Source organism: Bradyrhizobium sp. BRP20, assembly GCF_020194215.1.
Classification (GTDB): Bacteria; Pseudomonadota; Alphaproteobacteria; order Rhizobiales; family Xanthobacteraceae; genus Bradyrhizobium; species Bradyrhizobium yuanmingense.
In genome coordinates, this window is sequence record NZ_JADYVY010000017.1 from 115,487 (window position 1) to 132,620 (window position 17,134).

Annotated in this window: 13 protein-coding genes and 2 pseudogenes; 6 read left to right on the forward strand and 9 right to left on the reverse strand. The window is 58.8% G+C overall.

The annotated features are described in order from the left end of the window. Positions 1-462 precede the first annotated feature (462 nt). The 3 genes from I6F33_RS30790 to I6F33_RS30800 form a co-directional block, all read right to left on the reverse strand. Positions 463-1,236, reverse strand: coding sequence for an outer membrane protein (locus I6F33_RS30790; protein WP_225145055.1), 774 nt, complete (start codon positions 1,234-1,236; stop codon positions 463-465). 714 nt (positions 1,237-1,950) lie between these two features. Beyond that, positions 1,951-2,460, reverse strand: coding sequence for an AidA/PixA family protein (locus I6F33_RS30795; protein WP_225145048.1), 510 nt, complete (start codon positions 2,458-2,460; stop codon positions 1,951-1,953). Between the two features lie 275 nt (positions 2,461-2,735). Then, positions 2,736-3,239, reverse strand: coding sequence for an inclusion body family protein (locus I6F33_RS30800; RefSeq protein ID WP_225145049.1), 504 nt, complete (start codon positions 3,237-3,239; stop codon positions 2,736-2,738). A 1,008-nt stretch (positions 3,240-4,247) separates the two neighbouring features. Here I6F33_RS30800 and I6F33_RS38520 point away from each other — a divergent pair. Together I6F33_RS38520 and I6F33_RS38525 are read left to right on the forward strand one after the other, a co-directional pair. Continuing rightward, on the forward strand, positions 4,248-4,553 hold the full coding sequence (locus tag I6F33_RS38520; RefSeq protein ID WP_346656685.1) for a DUF308 domain-containing protein: 306 nt from the start codon (positions 4,248-4,250) through the stop codon (positions 4,551-4,553). Further along, positions 4,513-5,097, forward strand: a complete 585-nt coding sequence (locus tag I6F33_RS38525) for a DUF308 domain-containing protein (RefSeq protein WP_346656686.1) — start codon at positions 4,513-4,515, stop codon at positions 5,095-5,097. The genes I6F33_RS38520 and I6F33_RS38525 overlap by 41 nt, the downstream gene beginning before the upstream one ends. 193 nt (positions 5,098-5,290) lie before the next feature. Here I6F33_RS38525 and I6F33_RS30810 read toward each other — a convergent pair whose 3' ends face one another. Continuing rightward, positions 5,291-6,007: a hypothetical protein gene (locus tag I6F33_RS30810; protein ID WP_225143679.1), complete on the reverse strand. Its 717-nt coding sequence runs from the start codon at positions 6,005-6,007 to the stop codon at positions 5,291-5,293. Between the two features lie 579 nt (positions 6,008-6,586). On the opposite strand from I6F33_RS30810, the gene I6F33_RS30815 reads away from it, so the two are divergent. After that, on the forward strand, positions 6,587-7,177 hold the full coding sequence (locus I6F33_RS30815) for a ParA family protein (RefSeq protein ID WP_225129208.1): 591 nt from the start codon (positions 6,587-6,589) through the stop codon (positions 7,175-7,177). A 615-nt stretch (positions 7,178-7,792) separates the two neighbouring features. Here the strand turns inward: I6F33_RS30815 and I6F33_RS30820 are convergent. After that, positions 7,793-8,611, reverse strand: a complete 819-nt coding sequence (locus tag I6F33_RS30820) for a nodulate formation efficiency C protein (protein WP_225129210.1) — start codon at positions 8,609-8,611, stop codon at positions 7,793-7,795. Positions 8,612-9,006: 395 nt separating this feature from the next. Between I6F33_RS30820 and I6F33_RS30825 the strand changes: the two genes are divergently transcribed. After that, the gene (locus tag I6F33_RS30825) at positions 9,007-9,231 is read left to right on the forward strand and encodes a hypothetical protein (RefSeq protein WP_225143681.1); all 225 of its coding nucleotides are present in this window, start codon (positions 9,007-9,009) and stop codon (positions 9,229-9,231) included. Positions 9,232-10,246: 1,015 nt separating this feature from the next. On the opposite strand, the gene tcmP is transcribed toward I6F33_RS30825, so the two are convergent. The 3 genes and pseudogenes from tcmP to I6F33_RS30840 all read right to left on the reverse strand — a co-directional run. Then, on the reverse strand, positions 10,247-10,657 hold the full coding sequence (gene tcmP, locus I6F33_RS30830; RefSeq protein WP_225143683.1) for a three-Cys-motif partner protein TcmP: 411 nt from the start codon (positions 10,655-10,657) through the stop codon (positions 10,247-10,249). Positions 10,658-10,731: 74 nt separating this feature from the next. After that, positions 10,732-11,205, reverse strand: coding sequence for a DUF5131 family protein (locus tag I6F33_RS30835; RefSeq protein WP_346656687.1), 474 nt, complete (start codon positions 11,203-11,205; stop codon positions 10,732-10,734). 95 nt (positions 11,206-11,300) lie between these two features. Next, positions 11,301-12,816 (reverse strand): annotated as a pseudogene (locus I6F33_RS30840) (transposase); the annotation flags it as partial. Between the two features lie 1,396 nt (positions 12,817-14,212). Between I6F33_RS30840 and I6F33_RS30845 the strand changes: the two are divergent. Beyond that, positions 14,213-14,746: a hypothetical protein gene (locus tag I6F33_RS30845; RefSeq protein WP_225143685.1), complete on the forward strand. Its 534-nt coding sequence runs from the start codon at positions 14,213-14,215 to the stop codon at positions 14,744-14,746. A 63-nt stretch (positions 14,747-14,809) separates the two neighbouring features. Beyond that, positions 14,810-16,537 carry a recombinase family protein gene (locus tag I6F33_RS30850; RefSeq protein ID WP_225129218.1) on the forward strand — a complete coding sequence of 576 codons (1,728 nt, stop codon included), beginning with the start codon at positions 14,810-14,812 and terminating at the stop codon, positions 16,535-16,537. Here I6F33_RS30850 and I6F33_RS30855 read toward each other — a convergent pair. Then, a pseudogene (locus tag I6F33_RS30855) lies at positions 16,482-16,960 on the reverse strand (integrase core domain-containing protein); the annotation flags it as partial. The gene I6F33_RS30850 and the pseudogene I6F33_RS30855 overlap by 56 nt on opposite strands. Between the last annotated feature and the right edge of the window lie 174 nt (positions 16,961-17,134).

The window sequence follows — 17,134 nt, forward strand, 5'->3', positions numbered from 1 at the left end:
CACCCTCGCACGAGCGCCGCTTCGACCGCTCGTCGGCCTTTCGTCCGAGGTGGCCAGTGCGGCCGACCGGAACGATTGTAATCGATGACCTGTGTCTCCCTAAGCGAGGGCCGGGTTAACTACGACGGTCGACAAAACTATTTTTTGCCTCATCATTCTCCGACGGCCGAAAAGCCGACGGTGATGCAGGTGGAGGCACGGGTCCGGGAAATCGGCGCAGCCAGCCACTAAGCGGCTGGCGTTCGACCACGGCAGCACGCTTGAGTTCGCCGCGATCTTCGCCGTGGCGCTGCGTCATAACCAGATCAGCCAGATTCCTTTGAACCACGCCTAACCAGCTCGAGCCGATGTACCGACAAGAAGCCGATAGCGCCATTGATGCGAGTCCCTGTTGCCAAGGTTTCTATGCCGCGATGCGGCTCAGATATTGGTGCGAACCCGCGCCATTTTGGCGAAGATCGATCAATAGGTCGTGGCGATCACGCCACCCCACCGGTAGTTCACACGGACCAAGCCGATATCGACGTCCTGACCGATACGGGCAGTCCCTGCAAAAGTGCCCACCGGAACACCCACGAGTCCGGGTGAAAAAAAGAAATCCACATCCCGACGACCCATGAACAGGTGGTCGTATTCAACGCCGATGGACCAGTTCGGAGCAAAGCCAAATTCAAGGCCCGCCCCTACCGTGCCGCCCCAACGAGTTTCGCTGCCGTTGTCGATAGTGAGCCCGGTCGCAAAATCGGAGACCCGGTATTTGTCACGGACGACTGCAGCCCCACCTCTTACATAAAGCAGCACGTTATTCCAGGCATAGCCGACTTGGCCCGTGAACAGGCCGAATGCATCAAGCGTGGAGTCATCCCGGACGCCTGCGAAAGCAAGGTTCGCGTTGGAGCCCTTGAAATCGGCCCAATTGCCCTGCGCCTCCAGACCGAACACCGAGTTCGCTATTTGCCAGCGGTAGCCGATTTGACCGCCGACCGTGCTTCCCGTCGCATGATGGCACCCCATGCCAACGGGCGGAGCGACGACCACGCCGCCGGCGTTGACCACGTCCCAGCACTGATGCGCAGAGCCGCCACCGCCATTGATGCCGACGTAGAAGCCGCTCCAATCATAGATCGGAATGACCACCGGAGGCGCTTTGACGTAGGAGCGCGCAGCCAGATCAGCGGCTGCGGCAGGCGCGGCCAGCGCGATGAGGGCTACCGTGCCCGCCAGCAATTTTTTCATTCTTCTGAACCCCAGTTTCGAATTCGACGCCCCCGACGGGGTATTGACGACGATTGGCACGTTTCCGCCACCTCCATCAACTGCAAGGGTTGGTAGTTGACGGGGTCGCAAGCGCCGCCTGAGCGGCCGGTCGATGGGCAAAGTGCATGTCGGGTCGGTCGCGGATGCTGTCCGCCGACTGTTGATTAAGTGGCATGACCCGAAAATGTCTAATCGCGGTTACCCCTCCTGCGCGCCCTTCGAGCACATCAGCATGACAAGAGTCAGCCTCGACAGCGAGTCAGTTTCCTGATTGCAGCTGCTCCGCGTGTCCTCGTTCCGGCCGTATCGACCGTTCGTCGGCCATTGGATGCAAGTGTTCCCGCTTACGGCGAAGCTTCGACGGACGAGCCGCATTCCTCCACTTCGTTCCGGGCGGACGATGCATCCGCAGTAAGACGGAGGCGTGTGTAGGGGCCAGCGATAAGGCTCGGCGGCGCCGCATCGAGTTAAGAGTCCAGAATTTCTTGCTGCGGCTGGCCTTCTCGATCACGGGCTGTACCCTCGTCGATACATAAAATTTGAGCCGCGAAACGGGCCGAGCGACATCCCGAGAACTGGCTATTCCAGGAGCTCTCACAGAACTCCCAGCCGAGTTCGGGATTGAACGACCGCGCTCGGAGCGGCCGACTACGGCACCTCCCTGAGACCCGAGATGTTGATCTGGAGACGCCATCAGAAGTATCCCAGCACCAAGCAGGCCTTGTTCAAGACCATGAAGTTCAGATCGCAAGCCGCCACGCCATCGGCCAGCACTTGGCTCTGCCAGAAATGGTCGTCGATGCTTTGGTTGCCCGGCTGCAACAAATTCTCGAAGTTGGGCGTCGCGACGGTCAAGACTCGGCGCAAGACAAGCTCAAAGGGGGAAAGGACATCAGCGTGTTCCTGCGCGATCCCATAAAACACGACGATATGCTCTCCTCTCAAGGCCAGGGCATTTCCACGGATGCGCAGACGGACGCCAGGCCTGACGGCCAGATCGAGATGGCCGTCATTGCTCCCGAGTGGCCCGCCATCGCGCGCGGCCAGGACATAGAGATGCTCACTGTCGACGCGTACGGGCGCATCAGGCGAGAGACTGACATTCGGATACCGTGACAGCAGCGTCTCGGCGTCGACGATGATGAGAACGGCAACGTGAGACTCGGAGCGCTGGCTCTTGGTTGAGGGTCTGTCTTTGGCCATTGCTGTTTCCCTTCCTCCCGACCGTGGGATGCTCGGCAACCGCGGAGCTTGCCAAGTGCTTGGGCCGACCGAACTGGATGGTGCTGACGGCGGATCGGTCCCATTCGAGAGCGACGCGAAAAAAGCGACAGCTGTCGAGAAGGCCGATCCGCCAGGGACGATGGGTGAGGTCGGCACGCCTCCGGACCATATTATGCCACCTCGGAGTCGAGGGGGGTGGGATCATGGCCGTTCCCCGCTGCGCGGTTCCTTCGACGCCTTGATGATCATCCGCATCAATTGTGGATGCTGATGAACGGATCCCACGAAAAGTATCCCAGCGCGCTGCAATTGCGATCGACGACCATGAAGTTGAAATGGTAGGTAACTCGTCCGATAGCCAAAGTTTCCGAGGACCAATAGTAATTGGCGATCGTCTGACATGTCGGCACGGACGGATTGCTAGGATTGGGATGCGCGAACGAGGCCTCCGCCTTCCGCGGGGTCGGCGTCGAGATCAGCTCGTTTCCTACGTTTCCGATGAAGCGGTAGAAGATCACTGACTTCTCGAATCCAAGGGAGAGGCTGGTCTCGCGCCAACGAATCAAATGCCCGACCTGGGCCTTCAGGTCGAGCTCGCCGCCCGCTTGCCCACTGATCACGTTGTCCTGATTTGTGATCATGTAGACATGGCGGAAATCAATGAGAGTGGGGCTGTCCGGTCTTTTGCTCGGATTCGAGTACTTCTGAAGAATGGATTCCGTATCAAAGGCAACAAGAACGTCTGTGACTCTGGACATGATGCCTCTCCATTGCAAAGAGGAATGTTCGGCTTTCGCCGAGCTCAACCCATCGCCGTAGACCATTGCGATGGCTGATAACGCCGTTTGTTGGATTGCGCTGCTTCGACCGGTTCATCAGGATTTGGCTGCGGCCGCCGAGTAGGCTTGAGCTTTCGTGAGCGGCCGATTCGCGTGATCATAGGATGATTTCTCCTCAGGCCGCGCGCATTGCAGGAGACCTGCATTTGCCGTGCCAAAGGAGAGGGAATCACTTGGAGAGCGACAGGATGGCGCTTTAGCTGCCATGTCGCATGTCTAAAATCGACCAATGCGGACCGCGATAATTTCCCGAGAGCAATCAGCCATCCGGCCCACAACTGTTTCCTCTTTCCCACACTCGATAGGGGGCTCGTTCACCACAGGCACTATGCAACACGGGCAGAAGCCTCACGATATCGAGGGCGTCGTCACTCCCCATCTCGATTCTGGAGCGCTCAGCCATGGGAGTACTGTAACCAGTGGCTCCGAGGAGGGTAATGTATCGGATGGATGACAGCTTTCGGTCTTCGTGTTTGTCCAACCCCGTCGTGTGGGCGCGCATACCACCCCCTCGAGAATGCAGTTAGGCCAATCGCCGCCACGCGCAAGATGTTTATGTTGTCGTTCCTGCGCGTCGGACTTAAGACGTTTGGCGGCAAGCTGCCACAAACGGCCGCGATTTCACGATCGCGTCACGAAGAAGCTAGTTCGCTCTCGACGCGCGGCTCGCAAAACGTGGCACGCCAATTGCTTGGCCTACGACACCGCCTCGCCGGGCTTAGTAATGTGGTCCTCCCGCGTCCTGGGATGCGGTCCAAGCCCGAAGAGAGGAGGTCACGATGCGGATGGCACCCAGCAGGCGAGCATATAGATTGATGGGCACACTGAGTCGGCTGCTCGCAACGACCCGCAAGCTCAACCCTAATCGCAACAAAGCGATGGCTAGGCGCGCCATGCTGCGGCGCAGCTTTGGCACCGGAGACCTCCATGACAAGTTCGTCTGATATCGCGCGGCTTCGAGCTAGTCCGGGCACCGCTTCGCTAACGAAGTGGGGTTGGGTTTTCGCCCTCGGCGTAGGTTATCTGATCACTGGCTTCGTGGCGCTTGGTAGCGTTGCGCTCGCGACGGTGGCGAGTGTGGTGCTAGTTGGCGTGATGATGATCGTCGCCGGCGTTGCCGAAACGATCAATGCTTTCCAGGTTAAGACCTGGGGCAAGTTCTTGCTATGCGCTCTTTTGGGTGCGCTCTACTTTGGATGCGCTCTACATCGTCGCGGGACTTGTGACATTTGATAATCCTACGCTCGCCGCTGTGCTGCTTACGCTGGCGCTCGGCGCATCGCTGGTCGCCGCCGGCATCATGCGCCTGATCCTGGCGTTCAGCATCAAACGCGCAACGCCCCGATCCTGGCTGGCGATATCCGGCGTCATTACTCTGCTGATTGGATCGTTGATCTTAGCGCGTTGGCCGATAAACAGTGTTTATATTCTGGGCCTGTTTCTCGGCGCCGATCTAATCGTGGCGGGCGCGAGCTGGATTGGAGTCAGCTTCGGCCTACGCCGCAGTCCCATCGTGAAGTCACGATCGTCGCGTAATTGCCGGGCGCCCTTGGTTTCGAAGGAGAAAGACATGCACGAAAATAACAGCTTGGAGCGTGCAGCCTCACCCGCTGAGACTGCATTTGCTGCGCTAACGAACTTCTCGCTCGGCAACAATCTCATACTTGGATATGCAGCTCACGGTTTCTATGTCTCCAGTCAGCCTGTCACGAGTGCGGTAGTTCAGTTCACCGATAACGCTGTGGCAAGCGGCTTGGCCCACGCCTACCTTTACTGAATCGAATATACTCACGCCAAATCACAGCGACAGATCAATCGATTCCGAATTCTTCACGGGCGACTCGAGACCGCGATCATCGAACGCTCTGTCGAGAAGATGGCGACGCCAGCTAAGCAGATGATTGCCAGAGCACTATGCGGTCAGAAACGGCCCGTACTCTACTTCCGCCGCAAGCTCTGCGATCTCCGTCTCAAACGATGTTTTGCTTTGCCGCTGACGCAGCAAATCGTTCGAGTATCACGCGCAAATCACCCGCTTCTTTTCTTAGGTGAGGGTACACCTTGGCGGCTTCGCAATCAAACTGCTCCCAGTCCGGCACATCGAGCAATGTCAGTGAACGGAGTGCCGGAGCGAAGCAACTAAGAAATCGTCGTTGGATTATTTTAATGCGCTGCAAGCGGATTGCTTCGCTTGTGTCGGGCTCTCCAGAAACAAGCTCGATTGCGTCTCTTAGAACCGAGAGACGAAAATAGAACTGTGTCACTGCCAGCAGTATCTCGGCGTCGAGCAGTCCGAGTTTTCCCGCAACAGCAGGCAACACGAGTGGGAGTGACGGAAGGAATTTGGCGTCTTCACTTGCAATCTTCCTCGTGCCCCAATCCCTCCACGGCTCTATGTAGTCGTTGGCGCATCGTGCAACTCGATCGACGATCTCAGCGTAGAGACTTGCTCGCATGGCTTTGATCTCTTGTTTCTGGCGCCTGTTATCGTGGTGGGTGACAGCGCCGAAGCTAATGGCACTGCCCACGATGGTACCCACGAAGCCAATCCACCCCACACTGCTGCCGACGAAGATATTCACCATCACCCCAGCAGTTACCGCTCCCGCCAGAGAGGCTACTGCGATAAGAAATATCATATCTTGTCGATACGGGCTTAGTCGTGTCGCGTGATCATTTTCATTCACGACGCATCCTCGAGCGACCAGGTTCATAGGCATTCGCTTTTGCGGAAAATGCTACCCCCTGCGCCGAAATGTTACTGTCCGCTGCAATCGATTTGGTTCGGCTTGATACCCCGGAACTGTCCACGCAGGGCTGTGACTGTGATTAGTTTTGACGGGGTCTTCGTTGGCCCACCACGCATCATATTCATACGCCGATTTCGGGAGGGAGCGACCGATAAGCATCTCGATATCGGCAAAGGTCGTCTTGAGCGAGGCAGAGCTGTTTGCGACCAGCTTGTCTCTCAAAGGGTTATAGATCGACATCGGGCTCCCCCATCCAACGATCTCATACTATATAGCCAATCCGGACTTTTCGTCACCAATTGCGGATTTTGTCCGATATTTGTCGGTTTTCGTTCGCAGCGGCACTGACGCCGCCGCGACATCATGTCGAGCACCGCGTCCGGGCCTTTGATTGGGTTGTGAGTTCCATGCTCGCTCTTAGTGCGATTCACGATGGCGAGTGGTAGGCCTACCAATCAGCAGGCTCTTTTCGGCGAATCGTGCGTTTCATGTCGCTGTTGTCCGGACACGCAGGCGATGTATGTCCTTGCTCTGGTCACCCAAAAAGGCGGAAGCGGCAAGAGCACGCTGGAGGTCGGAATTGCAGTCGCCGCTTTGGCGAACGGAAAGCGCGTTGCAATTGTCGAGGCGGATCCACAAGGAACGATTTCAAAATGGAAAGAGCGGCGCGGCCATTCCTATCCGCGGCTCGTTCGGGGCGCCGATCCCGTCGAAATAGAAGGGGCGCTGGTCAGCCTTGAAGCTGAGGGGATCTCGCTTATCGTCATCGATACCGCCGCCACAAATAATGCACTGGCCATGCGCGCAATCGCGAGGGCCGATCTTTGCCTGATCCCGGTGCGTCCGAGTCCGGCGGACATCGAAGCTGCGATACCGACGCTGATTGCTATTCGTAGGCTCAACCGCCGATTTGCTTTCGTCCTCAATCAGACACCACCGCGGGGCTGCCGCTTGACTGAAGCTGCAACGTCGCTCAATTCGCTCGGGGTGCTTGCGCTTCCCTATGTCGGACAGCGCAATGACCATCAGGACGCGCTTGGGGCAGGATTAGGCGTGACCGAGTTTGCACAAGAGGGAAGAGCCTCGGAGGAAGTTCGTGAGCTGTAGCGGTGGGTCTTGGAACAGCTTGTCGAGGGGTCGTCATGAGCCATACGGAAGAAACGAAAAAGCGGCGTGCTAGGCAGACGCGCCGCGCGACGCTCGCTCGTGGAGCCTACCGCGCCGGGCGAGCCGAGCCGTTGACGATAGCCTCTTTGTGTTGTCAGTCGGGATTGCTGCTCTAAATCCGAAATCGGAGAACGCAGGCGAGAATACGATTGATCAAACGATCCTTGTAAGGCAAGTGACGGCCGACTCCTGTTGAGTGCTCGGAATGCGGCGGCGGCGCGCAAGGACGAACTCCTGGATTCCGACGCTACCCCGTTATGCCCTGTCAGCGCGTTCTCGAAGCCGCCCTCCACGAGGTCGGACAATTCGAGCCGCAGCATCTCGTCGCGCAGCCGATTGGCGACGCCGCGATCTGCTGGGCGAAGGGCGCCGGAATTGCGTTCATAGGGCCATATGAGGGCAACCGGCCATGTTTCCACGGTCGGCTTGCTCGCCAGTGCATCCATGGTCTACCCCGGATGACAGGCTCTCGGGCGCGGTTCTCTGCGCGCGCGATCGTACGTATCAAGGCCATTTATGATCGACGGCCCTGCATCTCCAGCTTGTTTTCTGCCTTCACTTTGGCAATGTCTTTCGGGGCGGCTCGAATGCTTCCTGGTCTTTGGGGTCTGCAAGCTCAAACCAAGAGCCGGGTACTGACGTGGCGATAAGCTTGGCGAAGACGGATTGTGGCTCCCAATTTTGTCCTTCGCGCTTCTCGAAAATGATGGCTCCGTCGCCAAGGCCGGGAATACTGCAGCCGACCGAAAGCTCGACGCGCCACAGGTCGTCCTCGGCGGTTTGCTGCTCGTGTATTTTCGGCGAGTAGTGCACTGCAACCGGCTCGCCGATCGTGCAGCGGCCGCGCCGCAGAAGATCGCCCAACTTGCCTTGTGCGGTCGTCACGAAGTTGAAGTTAGCGGGATCATGCAGAAAGCGGCGGTTCACGCCTCTTTCGTTATTCGCTACCTCGTCAACAACAAGAGAGAGTGCGAACGCTTGCCAGCCTAGTTCCATCGGTTTCGCATATGGAGTCACAAGTTTCACCGTGCCATCGGGGGCCACCTCCCACGTGACCATATTTTCGTCCGTCGTTTTGTCAGACCTGTGTTTGGCCCATGAAAAGACAACACGCTGGCCAGTGTCGGTCTTTCGGCCAACCTCCCATCCCCTGGGAGCGAAGTGGGCTACCCTCGCGACCTTGGCAAAGATTTCCTCCGCCGTCTCACCATCCTCCGTTCGCCAAGTTGATCTAACCTTGTCGATCAGAGGGTTGTCATCCGCACGGACGCCGTCGCCCTTACCCGCCAGCCCGCCGGGCAAAATCAGCCACAGAATATGGCCGACACAGAGCCCGAGCCCGAGAGCGAACCAAAGCACGCGCCTATTAGTCATCTATTCTCTCACCCTACGCAGCCGCCCCTTACGCGTCACATCGTATTTCCGAAGAGACCCAAGACGCACCTATCAGGGTTGGTCGGTCACAATGCCATCGGCGTCTGGAGTGACGGTCCCGGCGGCGGGCCAATCACGGCTGGGGAAGCTACTTTTTGCGAGAAACCAAAGGTCGAAAGGCCACCGCGAAATATGCGCGCGGTCCGGACGATGGGCGTGGCTTTACCATTCCCGGGGGAACCACTAAATTCACGTTGTGGCATTGCCTCTCTCGGTGAACTCCGTTCGGGGGAAGCGTTTATGTTCGTCTCAGTGAGAGGGAGGCCTGCCGAACCCCAGGTTGAGACAGGTGCATTATTCACCGATTGGTTCGAGACGCCGCGATGGAGCCCGAAATGGTCAGCCGCATGAGGGCGGCTTACAAGCAAGTGCTCTATACCGTTTGCGTGAAGGATGGTGACGATCCGCTAACGGAAATGATCGCGAAGGAGGTCATCAAGATTGCACAAACAGTTGTCGGTGACCCAACAGAACTTGCCCCCTTGCGATCAGAGAGCTTGAACTTCGGTGAGGCGAACACCGCCATCTGGGCCAAGCTCGATAGCCGTGAGGGAAGTTAATGCGCTGACTTGACTGTTCATCGCGTCTTCATGGAGCGTGGAAGTAAGGCGGCGCAACTACATGCCGCTGAAAACCCGGCTCGCGGCGACGTGGTGTGAGATGCTGGCCGGACAGCGCCCACGCTGATCCTCAAGCAGTGGGAGAATACCCCGCCAACGCCATATCTCGCAGATCGCGAAGACCCGGCGGGATCGAACAGCGCGAGGCCGAGTTTCCCGCGCGCCTACTCGCCAAGGATCGCGGCGGACGGTGGCAGAAGTGGATGCGGCTGTGGCTCTGGCGCTTGATTTCGACGAGAGTGGGACCCTGTCGGGGTTCTCGATGATTGCTGCATGCACATCGTGCGCATGCAGCGGGGGTGATGTTGTAGATGCTCCCGTAGAAGTCCATGACAGACATGACGTCACCCGATTCCGTCACGAGGCGCGGAATATCTCCTAAGAGCTGGTTCTTTGCGGACGCACGTCCGCTATCGTCAAAAGATAGAGCATGCCCTCATCGTGCCTCGGATCGTAGGACAGCATGTCGAGGCCGGACCGACCGAAATGAGCCTGAAGGCTCGCATTGTCCGGATATCGTTGTAAAACTGCTTCGCCCGCTAGGCGTTGGCGAAGTGGATAAACCAATACCGCCATCCGCCCGGATTGTTGATCGAGAAGGGGCTGACATAGGGAGCGCATAGACGAAAGTCGTCAAAGACGATCTTCTCCGTCCGTAGCCAGTCGTTCTTGCTCATGAGTCCATTAAGCGCATCGACATTCGCGCTCGTTTAGCCCAAGATGAGCAAGCCGCACTCTTAGCTGCTCCGGCTGGTTCTTCTGTAGAAATGCCGGAAGTGAACTGATCATAAAGGTGTAAAAGATCTCGGCGGCGGGATAGGAGCGCATAATGTCAAGAAGCGTATTCCGGTCGACGTGACTGTCCCCACATTGATCCAGATTGAAGAGAACGCTTTTGTAGCGTCCTTGCTCAAGAACGTCTTGATCTTTGGATACGCAGCCTCGAAAAACTCGTTCAGATACTCCACGGAAGGTGTAGTTTCGGGCACGTCTGAACAATGTCAGCTTCCATCAGTCCAACATGTGTCTTCAGCAATTCTATGGCATCGCGGCTAGCATCGTTGAAGATCAGAAGGCACTCGACCTCGATGGCGCCGAGGCCTTGAACTGCACGATGTGTATTCACTGCCTCGACAGCACGCTTCAATTCTTCAATGAATATCAGTGGTGACCCAGGCGTGCAGCAGTGATATCGCCCGCCACCGGCAAATCCGTCGACGATTGCAAGCCGAAAACGCTCCTGTTGCGGGAGCTTACAGCGGACGGTTAGATAGTCGAAGACGTATTCGCGCAGGATTTTGTGTTTGCGCTTTGAATGCTCCTCGAGCTTTGCGCCATCAGCCCATTCATACCGTTTTTCGGCCACGTCGCCCCCAACCGTATTGCGCTATTATGGAACAGCGCCGGGACCGGTGGGCATCTCATCGCCAGGTCCGCCCCCTATATTCGCGTCCATTGGCCTTTTTCGAGCGCTTCTTGTTGTCTTTGCCCCCAGGTGCCCCACTGTTTGAAAAAGAAGGCCGTCCCGGCTGATAAGCACTGCACATAGATTTCGTCGATCCACTCCTCACGGATTGGCCGAGCTGCCTTCCCGCTTTCGCCACCGACGATCGCCCAATGGATGTCCCGGAGATCGGCAGTGCCGACGGCTCCGATAAGGGGCTCGGAAATGAACCGAATGGCTGCCGGCACCTGGCGCAGGTGCTCTATGCGATCCACTACGTCCGCGTTCTCAATGCTAGTGCCGAGCCAGATATTGGGCAGGACCTCGCCGATGAGGGCAGGGACCAACCTGGCCATGCGTTCGGGGCGCTTCGTGAGAATCTGATAGTTGTGATGCGGTGTCTCGCGCATCACCTGCCCGGCGTCGCGAATGAAGGCGTCGCTAACTCGTTCATGAAACAGGTCGCTCATCGAGTTTACAATATCTTGTGCGCGGCGGCGATCAGGGTGAGACTCCGTATTGCCGCACGTAAAAGTGCTCCCTCAGGGTGGTCCGCTGCCTCATCTTTTTTGCTCCTGACTTGAAGTGGAGGCGGCGTCTCTTGGGAGGGACCAAACAGCATGGCGTTGGCCTGTTCGCTGCGCCAGGTCTTTAGGCGACGCTGTAGCGTGCGCAGAAGTTTTTGGGGATAGATTCCAGGGCATTTTGCCTGCAATCGCGCTAGGGGTTCACTGCCGGTCCGCCACGGCTCGGCTTCAAACCATTTGCGCAAATCCGGCGTCACTCGAATGAGCGGGTCGGGACGGCGACGGCCTCTTTTGCTTTGGCGATCGGCCGATCTGTCGGCCGGGCACCGCCCTCCTTCCAAGCGGTTCTCAAGCTCGCCAGGAAAAGATCAATCGGCTGCGCGATCGGGCCGGGGTTCGCGGCAGGCTCGGCGTCAGTAAGCGCCGCCAACCGCTCCTGCGTCACTCGGATATCGCGCAACAAGGCGACGGGGTCGAGGCCGGCGAAAGTCTCTTGTAAACGGGCGCGAACTTCATCGGACGTGCGCGAGTCGGCGGCTAGCCGTTGATGCGGCGTGGAAGGCGCGCTGTAGGTCTTGTGCACCCGGGCGCCGTCGCGCTGCTTGGCGATCAGCTTGAACGACGGTTGAAGAAGTTCACGAACAGGCGCGCCGAGCGGTAGAGCTGCGCCAGCAACGTCGCTGCCTCCAAACCCTCGAACCGCCGGTAGCCGACCATCCTGCGCACGACAGCGCCGTTCTTTTGCTCGACAAAAGCTTGATCGTTTTTGCGGCACGGCCGGCAGCGCGTGAAAATGATATCGGCCGTGTCACAGTACGTCTTAAGCGTCTCGTTCATGAAAACGGTGTCATCGTCCGTGTCCAAGCCAAGAAGCGCGAAGGGCAATTGCTTACGCAATTCCGTCAGCACGGTGCTCAGCAGCGTCTGCTCGCGCACGATCAGCGGCGTGCATTCCGTCCAGCTGGTCGCGACGTCAGTGAGGACCAGGGTCTGTACGAAACTGCCGCGCGCCGATGGACCGCTGTGGGCGACAAGGTCCGCCTCCACGAAGCCCGGTGCGGGATCATTCCAATCCGCCGAAGTCCGTATCGGAATACTGCGTCGTAGGGCGTGTGCGGCCGATCGCCGGCGCTGGCGACCGGGCCCTTCCCGAATCCGGCCTAACGCCCGGTCGATCGTCGCCGCGCTCATCGAAAGCAGCTTGCCGCGGATCTCGGGAGCGAGGTCAAGATGGCTGTGCCGCTCCATCGCGTCGATCAGCATCGGTATCAAGGCTTTCAGCCGCTTCCCGCAAACCCGGTCCGAGGCTTCCCAGAGGAGTGCGAGCGCATTGCGTTCGGCTTCACCGTAAATCCGGCGCCGCGCCCGACGACCTGTTCGCGACCCATCGTGGCCCCGCAGCAGCCGCATCGGATGCTTGCGATGATATCCAGTGACATTGACGAACTCATCCAATATCCGCGCCTTCTCCACGCGATCGCTCGATCGGTAGCGTTCGCCCACAGCTGCCGTCAGTTCCTTCCTAGTCGCCATGCTCAGCTCTCCCCATCCCATCGGTCCGCGCTTTCAGCGTGACCAACGGCGCGCGCTTGGATGTGAAGTACACGCGCGGATATGCCCCTAAAAGGTGCCTAACTCACAATTTAGTCGCATGCTGGCGTGGTCGCCACTTCAGGGCGCGATCGGGCCGGCTGAGGTGCTGCGAACGCAGTGGATACCTGACACGCAGATCGGCATGCGTTGGCAAGACCTTGAACTGTCTGCCATCGACCGTGGCGAGAAAAGCATGGCGTGACCACCCGTCCCGAAGCCCATCCGCCGCCTGATCGAGCTGGGCCTGAAAGTGCAGCCCAAGTGAGGCCATAGTTGAGGAGCTCGTCGAGAGGGATGAGCCACCGACCGAAGTCGTCGCTTTCCGCCATAGCGGCGTCAAATGGAATGAGACTGAGACGCCGCGCCAACTCGCGATGGCCTGATACGAACGCTTGCCGCCGGCTTGCCTGCGGCAAGCAGGCGCGGCGCGGCAATCCGCTGCTTCCTTGAAATCACGACCACGGAAGATACAGCGCGGCGAACAGCACCAGGACGATTAGAATGCACGCCCACGCGATTGCTAGCGCCTTATCCATCGGCCGACTCCCCCGATCTCCTCGGCCGCCCGCCTGGCTCTGAGCGGTCCTCGGCAAGCCGACGCGCGCTTCAGGTCCACCATCGAGCAACTCAGCCTGCCACACAAATGTGTCCTGCAAGAGGCCAGCTCGCCCCCCCTCCAATCCGGTAGTTGAGGCGACCGCGTCAGGTTGCAAACTCCCTCCCGGCGTGGACACGCGTTTCCAGAACCTGGGGAGAAAGACCTTATGGCTCGTATTCAACATATCATTCACACTCCACAATGACGAATGGACCTCGTAAATGGCAAGCACTCCGCCCATACGCTACTCAGAAAGAGGCAATCCGCGCCGCGGTTGATGCCGCCCACGCGGACGGAAAGGCAGGGCACGACGTTCAGGTTCTCGTTCAAAGCGAAGCCACCAATTTAGAATCGAGTGGACATATGGCCACGATCCATACCCGCCAGCCGGCTAATCGCTGACCAGATGAGATCGGCGCCGACCAATCCTGGTAGATTGCCTTGCAGTCCTCTCCGCGATACTTGGTAGCACCCTTTGGGAGTTCAGCCTCTCAGCGGGCCGAGGTGGCCAGCCTTGCTACCTCTGAGGGCGACGGCTGGTGGTAGGGACAGTGCTTCCGGAGGCGTGAGCGCCGTGTCCCGTCCGCGCTGTCCCGTTTTTCTCAGGTTTGAAGGGCGCGGCCGTCCCAGCCAGGATCAGCCGCGCCCTTCGAGCCCCGGGCTAGCCCCGAAGTAGTCGATTGGCCTTCGGGTGGCTATCGCGCCCGCATCGGTTGAGCAAAACTCCCCTATGAGCACCAAAAGAATGGAGCATTTCCAATGAACATCGATCTCGCGGCGGTGCTTACTAAATTTCAGAACATCTCGCCTGGTGCATTTATCAAACTCGATATCTCAATTGACGGCGGATCATTCGGCATCTTTGTAGAGGACGGCCACGGCAATCAGGGCATCGTTACCTTTCCCGCGACGCCTGCCCCACAAGACCAAATCGCGTGGCATCAGCGGGGCGGAATATCACACCGAACAATTATCTACTTTCCGACCGCACTTCTGAGGCGGGCCCTGTCGAGCACTGCCGTGCCAGGTTCTGCAGCGGGCGTGCCCTTGGTCTGCGTGGGGAACAAGGCGTTCATCGCAGGTCAACAAGATCGGCATCACCGTGAATACTTCAACATCGATACGGGCAAAGCCGAAAAGGTGGCTTTAGATGACGCGGTGTTGTTCACGGAATCGGCCGTGGGGCATGTGGTCGACGGAAAATTCGACGAAAATCTACAGATACCCTCTGCCTGGTACTTCTTAAAGAGGAGCGGCAAGCCGTTTGAAGTCCCCCGCCTTTCAATCCGCTGAATCTGCACCAACGGTGCGAGCTGGAATTGCGGCTTCCAATCACAGTAACAAAGGAAACGTGATATGATCCCTATTGAGGAGGCCTTTATTCGAGCGATGACGTTGCTTGACGGTCCAAAGCCAACCGAGCAACGGGCTGAAATCGTCGCCCACCTGGATACTATTATTGACTATGCGCGCGACGATGCCGAGGAGCGCCTAGCCCATAGTTTCAAAGCGATGGCCTTGAACCACCTCGACAGCATCGGTCGAGATACGTCGACCATTGTTGCGGAGAAAATGGAGCTGGCTCTGATCGCCGCCGAAGAATTGATTATAGCTATCGTCGAGCGCAACCGGCGCGGATCTGCCATCCACCGGATCATTGAGAACCCGGTCTACGGCGGCGCCTATGCCTATGGTAAGACGGCCGTGGCGGCGGGATACAGCACCGCGGGCGTGAGCGTGAAGATCCGCCGCAAGGCGCGGAACGAATGGCTGACGCTGAAGCCCAACACTCACGAAGGGTATGTGAGCTGGGAGAAGTTCGAGGCGATTCGCACCATGGTCAGCAGTAATGTTCCCACCAGTCGGCATCACGGCGCGCCCAAGCATAGTGACGCGTTGCTGGCCGGTCTGATCCGCTGCAAGCGCTGCGGTCGCAAGCTCACACTCCGGTACTCCGGCATGGAGAACCATATCCCGCGCTACAGCTGCAGCTGTGCCTGGATGGACAATGGCGGGGCCCACTGCATCGCCTTCGGCGGACTGCGCGTCGATGACGCCATCGAGGAAGCACTGCTTGGAGTCGTCGGTCCAGGCGCGGTCGCCGCCGCAACCGCTGCCGCCAACGGAGCCAGGGAACGGCGCGATCGGGTACGCGATGCTCTCAGTCGCGACCTCGAAGCGGCGCGCTATGCCGCCGACAGGGCTTTCCGGCAATACGATGCCGCTGATCCCGCGCACCGGCTGGTCGCCAGTGAGCTGGAAGCCCGCTGGAACAGGGCGCTTACTCACGCGGCGGAGGTTGAGGCCAAGATCGCCATGCATGATGTGGCGACGTCCGCACCCCTTGCTGATCCAGCTTCGTTCGGCATTCTAGCCTCGAACCTCAAAACGGTCTGGGATGCGCCGACGACGGATGCTCGTCTCAAGAAGCGCATTGTGCGCACCCTCATTCATGAGGTCGTGGCCGATATCGACGACGTGGCGTCCGAGATCGTTCTCATCGTCCATTGGGTGGGTGGCGCCCACAGCGAGTTGCGCTTGCCGAAGCGCCGGCGCGGACAACGCAACAGCACCTCTGCCGACATCATCCAGGCCGTACGTCAACTGGTGGTGATCGCCAGCGACGATCTGATTGCCGGCCTCCTCAACCGCAACGGCCTCAAGACCGGCAACGGGAATCGCTGGACCCGCGAGCGCGTCACATCAATGCGCTCGAACTACCACATCCCGGTGTTCAAGCCCGCGGAGGACGGGATCGAGCCATGGCTCAACCTTGGCAAGGCCGCAAAGCTCTTGAAGATCGCGCCCAAGACGCTCCGGCTGGCCGCTGAAGTCGGCGAGATCGAATCCATCCATCCTCTGCCGGATGGTCCTTGGATCTTCGCCCGCACCTCGCTGACAACAACTGCTGCTCAATCTATCGCGAACGAGCGCGACAGAACCCAAATCATCACCCCGCGGGATCGCATCCCGCTCAACAAAATCTCTTCTCTTCAATTACATAGCCAGATGGGTGTTCTGATGCGCAGTTGTAATCGGCCCGCCAGCATCCGAGTGCGACGCGGGCCTGGGCCAGCGACGTGAACAGCGTCTCGTTCAACAGTTCATCCCGCAACCTGCCGTTGACGCTCTCGATGAAGGCATTCTGCATCGGCTTGCCCGGCGCGATGTAGTGCCATGCGACACGGCTCTGATCAGCCCATGTCAGGATGGCGTTGCTGGTGAACTCGCTGCCGTTGTCGCTGACCACCATCTTCGGCCTGCCGCATTCGATCGTCAGCCGGTCCAGCTCCCGCGCCACGCGGTTGCCGGAGAGCGAGGTGTCGGCTACCAGCGCCAGGCACTCGCGGGTGCAATCATCGATGACCGTGAGAGGATACGGAAGCGGCGGCCATCGGTGAGCTGATCCGACACGAAGTCGAGCGACCAGCGGTCGTTCGGCGCATCGCCACCGTCATCGGCGAACCGTGTCCGGATCGGCCGCTTGCGGTCGCCATGGCGGCGCACCGCAAAAATCGCGCTCGATTGTCAGTTGTCCAATCTTGGCGTGCAGCCGCGTTCACGATGGTGATGCCGAACCACCAGTACAACAGTGGGCAAATCAGGCTGGCAAGCCTGAAGGGAAAAGTGCTGAGCCAGTAGAGCAATGAATCGAGGATCCCGATTCGATGCATCAGACCA

Coding starts and splice junctions, on each gene's coding strand:
- I6F33_RS30845 (WP_225143685.1), top strand. CDS start 14,213: ATGAACATCGATCTCGCGGCGGTGCTTACTAAATTTCAGAACATCTCG.
- I6F33_RS30790 (WP_225145055.1), bottom strand. CDS start 1,236: ATGAAAAAATTGCTGGCGGGCACGGTAGCCCTCATCGCGCTGGCCGCG.
- I6F33_RS30825 (WP_225143681.1), top strand. CDS start 9,007: ATGGTCAGCCGCATGAGGGCGGCTTACAAGCAAGTGCTCTATACCGTT.
- I6F33_RS30795 (WP_225145048.1), bottom strand. CDS start 2,460: ATGGCCAAAGACAGACCCTCAACCAAGAGCCAGCGCTCCGAGTCTCAC.
- I6F33_RS30835 (WP_346656687.1), bottom strand. CDS start 11,205: ATGAGCGACCTGTTTCATGAACGAGTTAGCGACGCCTTCATTCGCGAC.
- I6F33_RS30820 (WP_225129210.1), bottom strand. CDS start 8,611: ATGACTAATAGGCGCGTGCTTTGGTTCGCTCTCGGGCTCGGGCTCTGT.
- I6F33_RS30800 (WP_225145049.1), bottom strand. CDS start 3,239: ATGTCCAGAGTCACAGACGTTCTTGTTGCCTTTGATACGGAATCCATT.
- I6F33_RS30850 (WP_225129218.1), top strand. CDS start 14,810: ATGATCCCTATTGAGGAGGCCTTTATTCGAGCGATGACGTTGCTTGAC.
- I6F33_RS30815 (WP_225129208.1), top strand. CDS start 6,587: ATGTATGTCCTTGCTCTGGTCACCCAAAAAGGCGGAAGCGGCAAGAGC.
- I6F33_RS38520 (WP_346656685.1), top strand. CDS start 4,248: ATGACAAGTTCGTCTGATATCGCGCGGCTTCGAGCTAGTCCGGGCACC.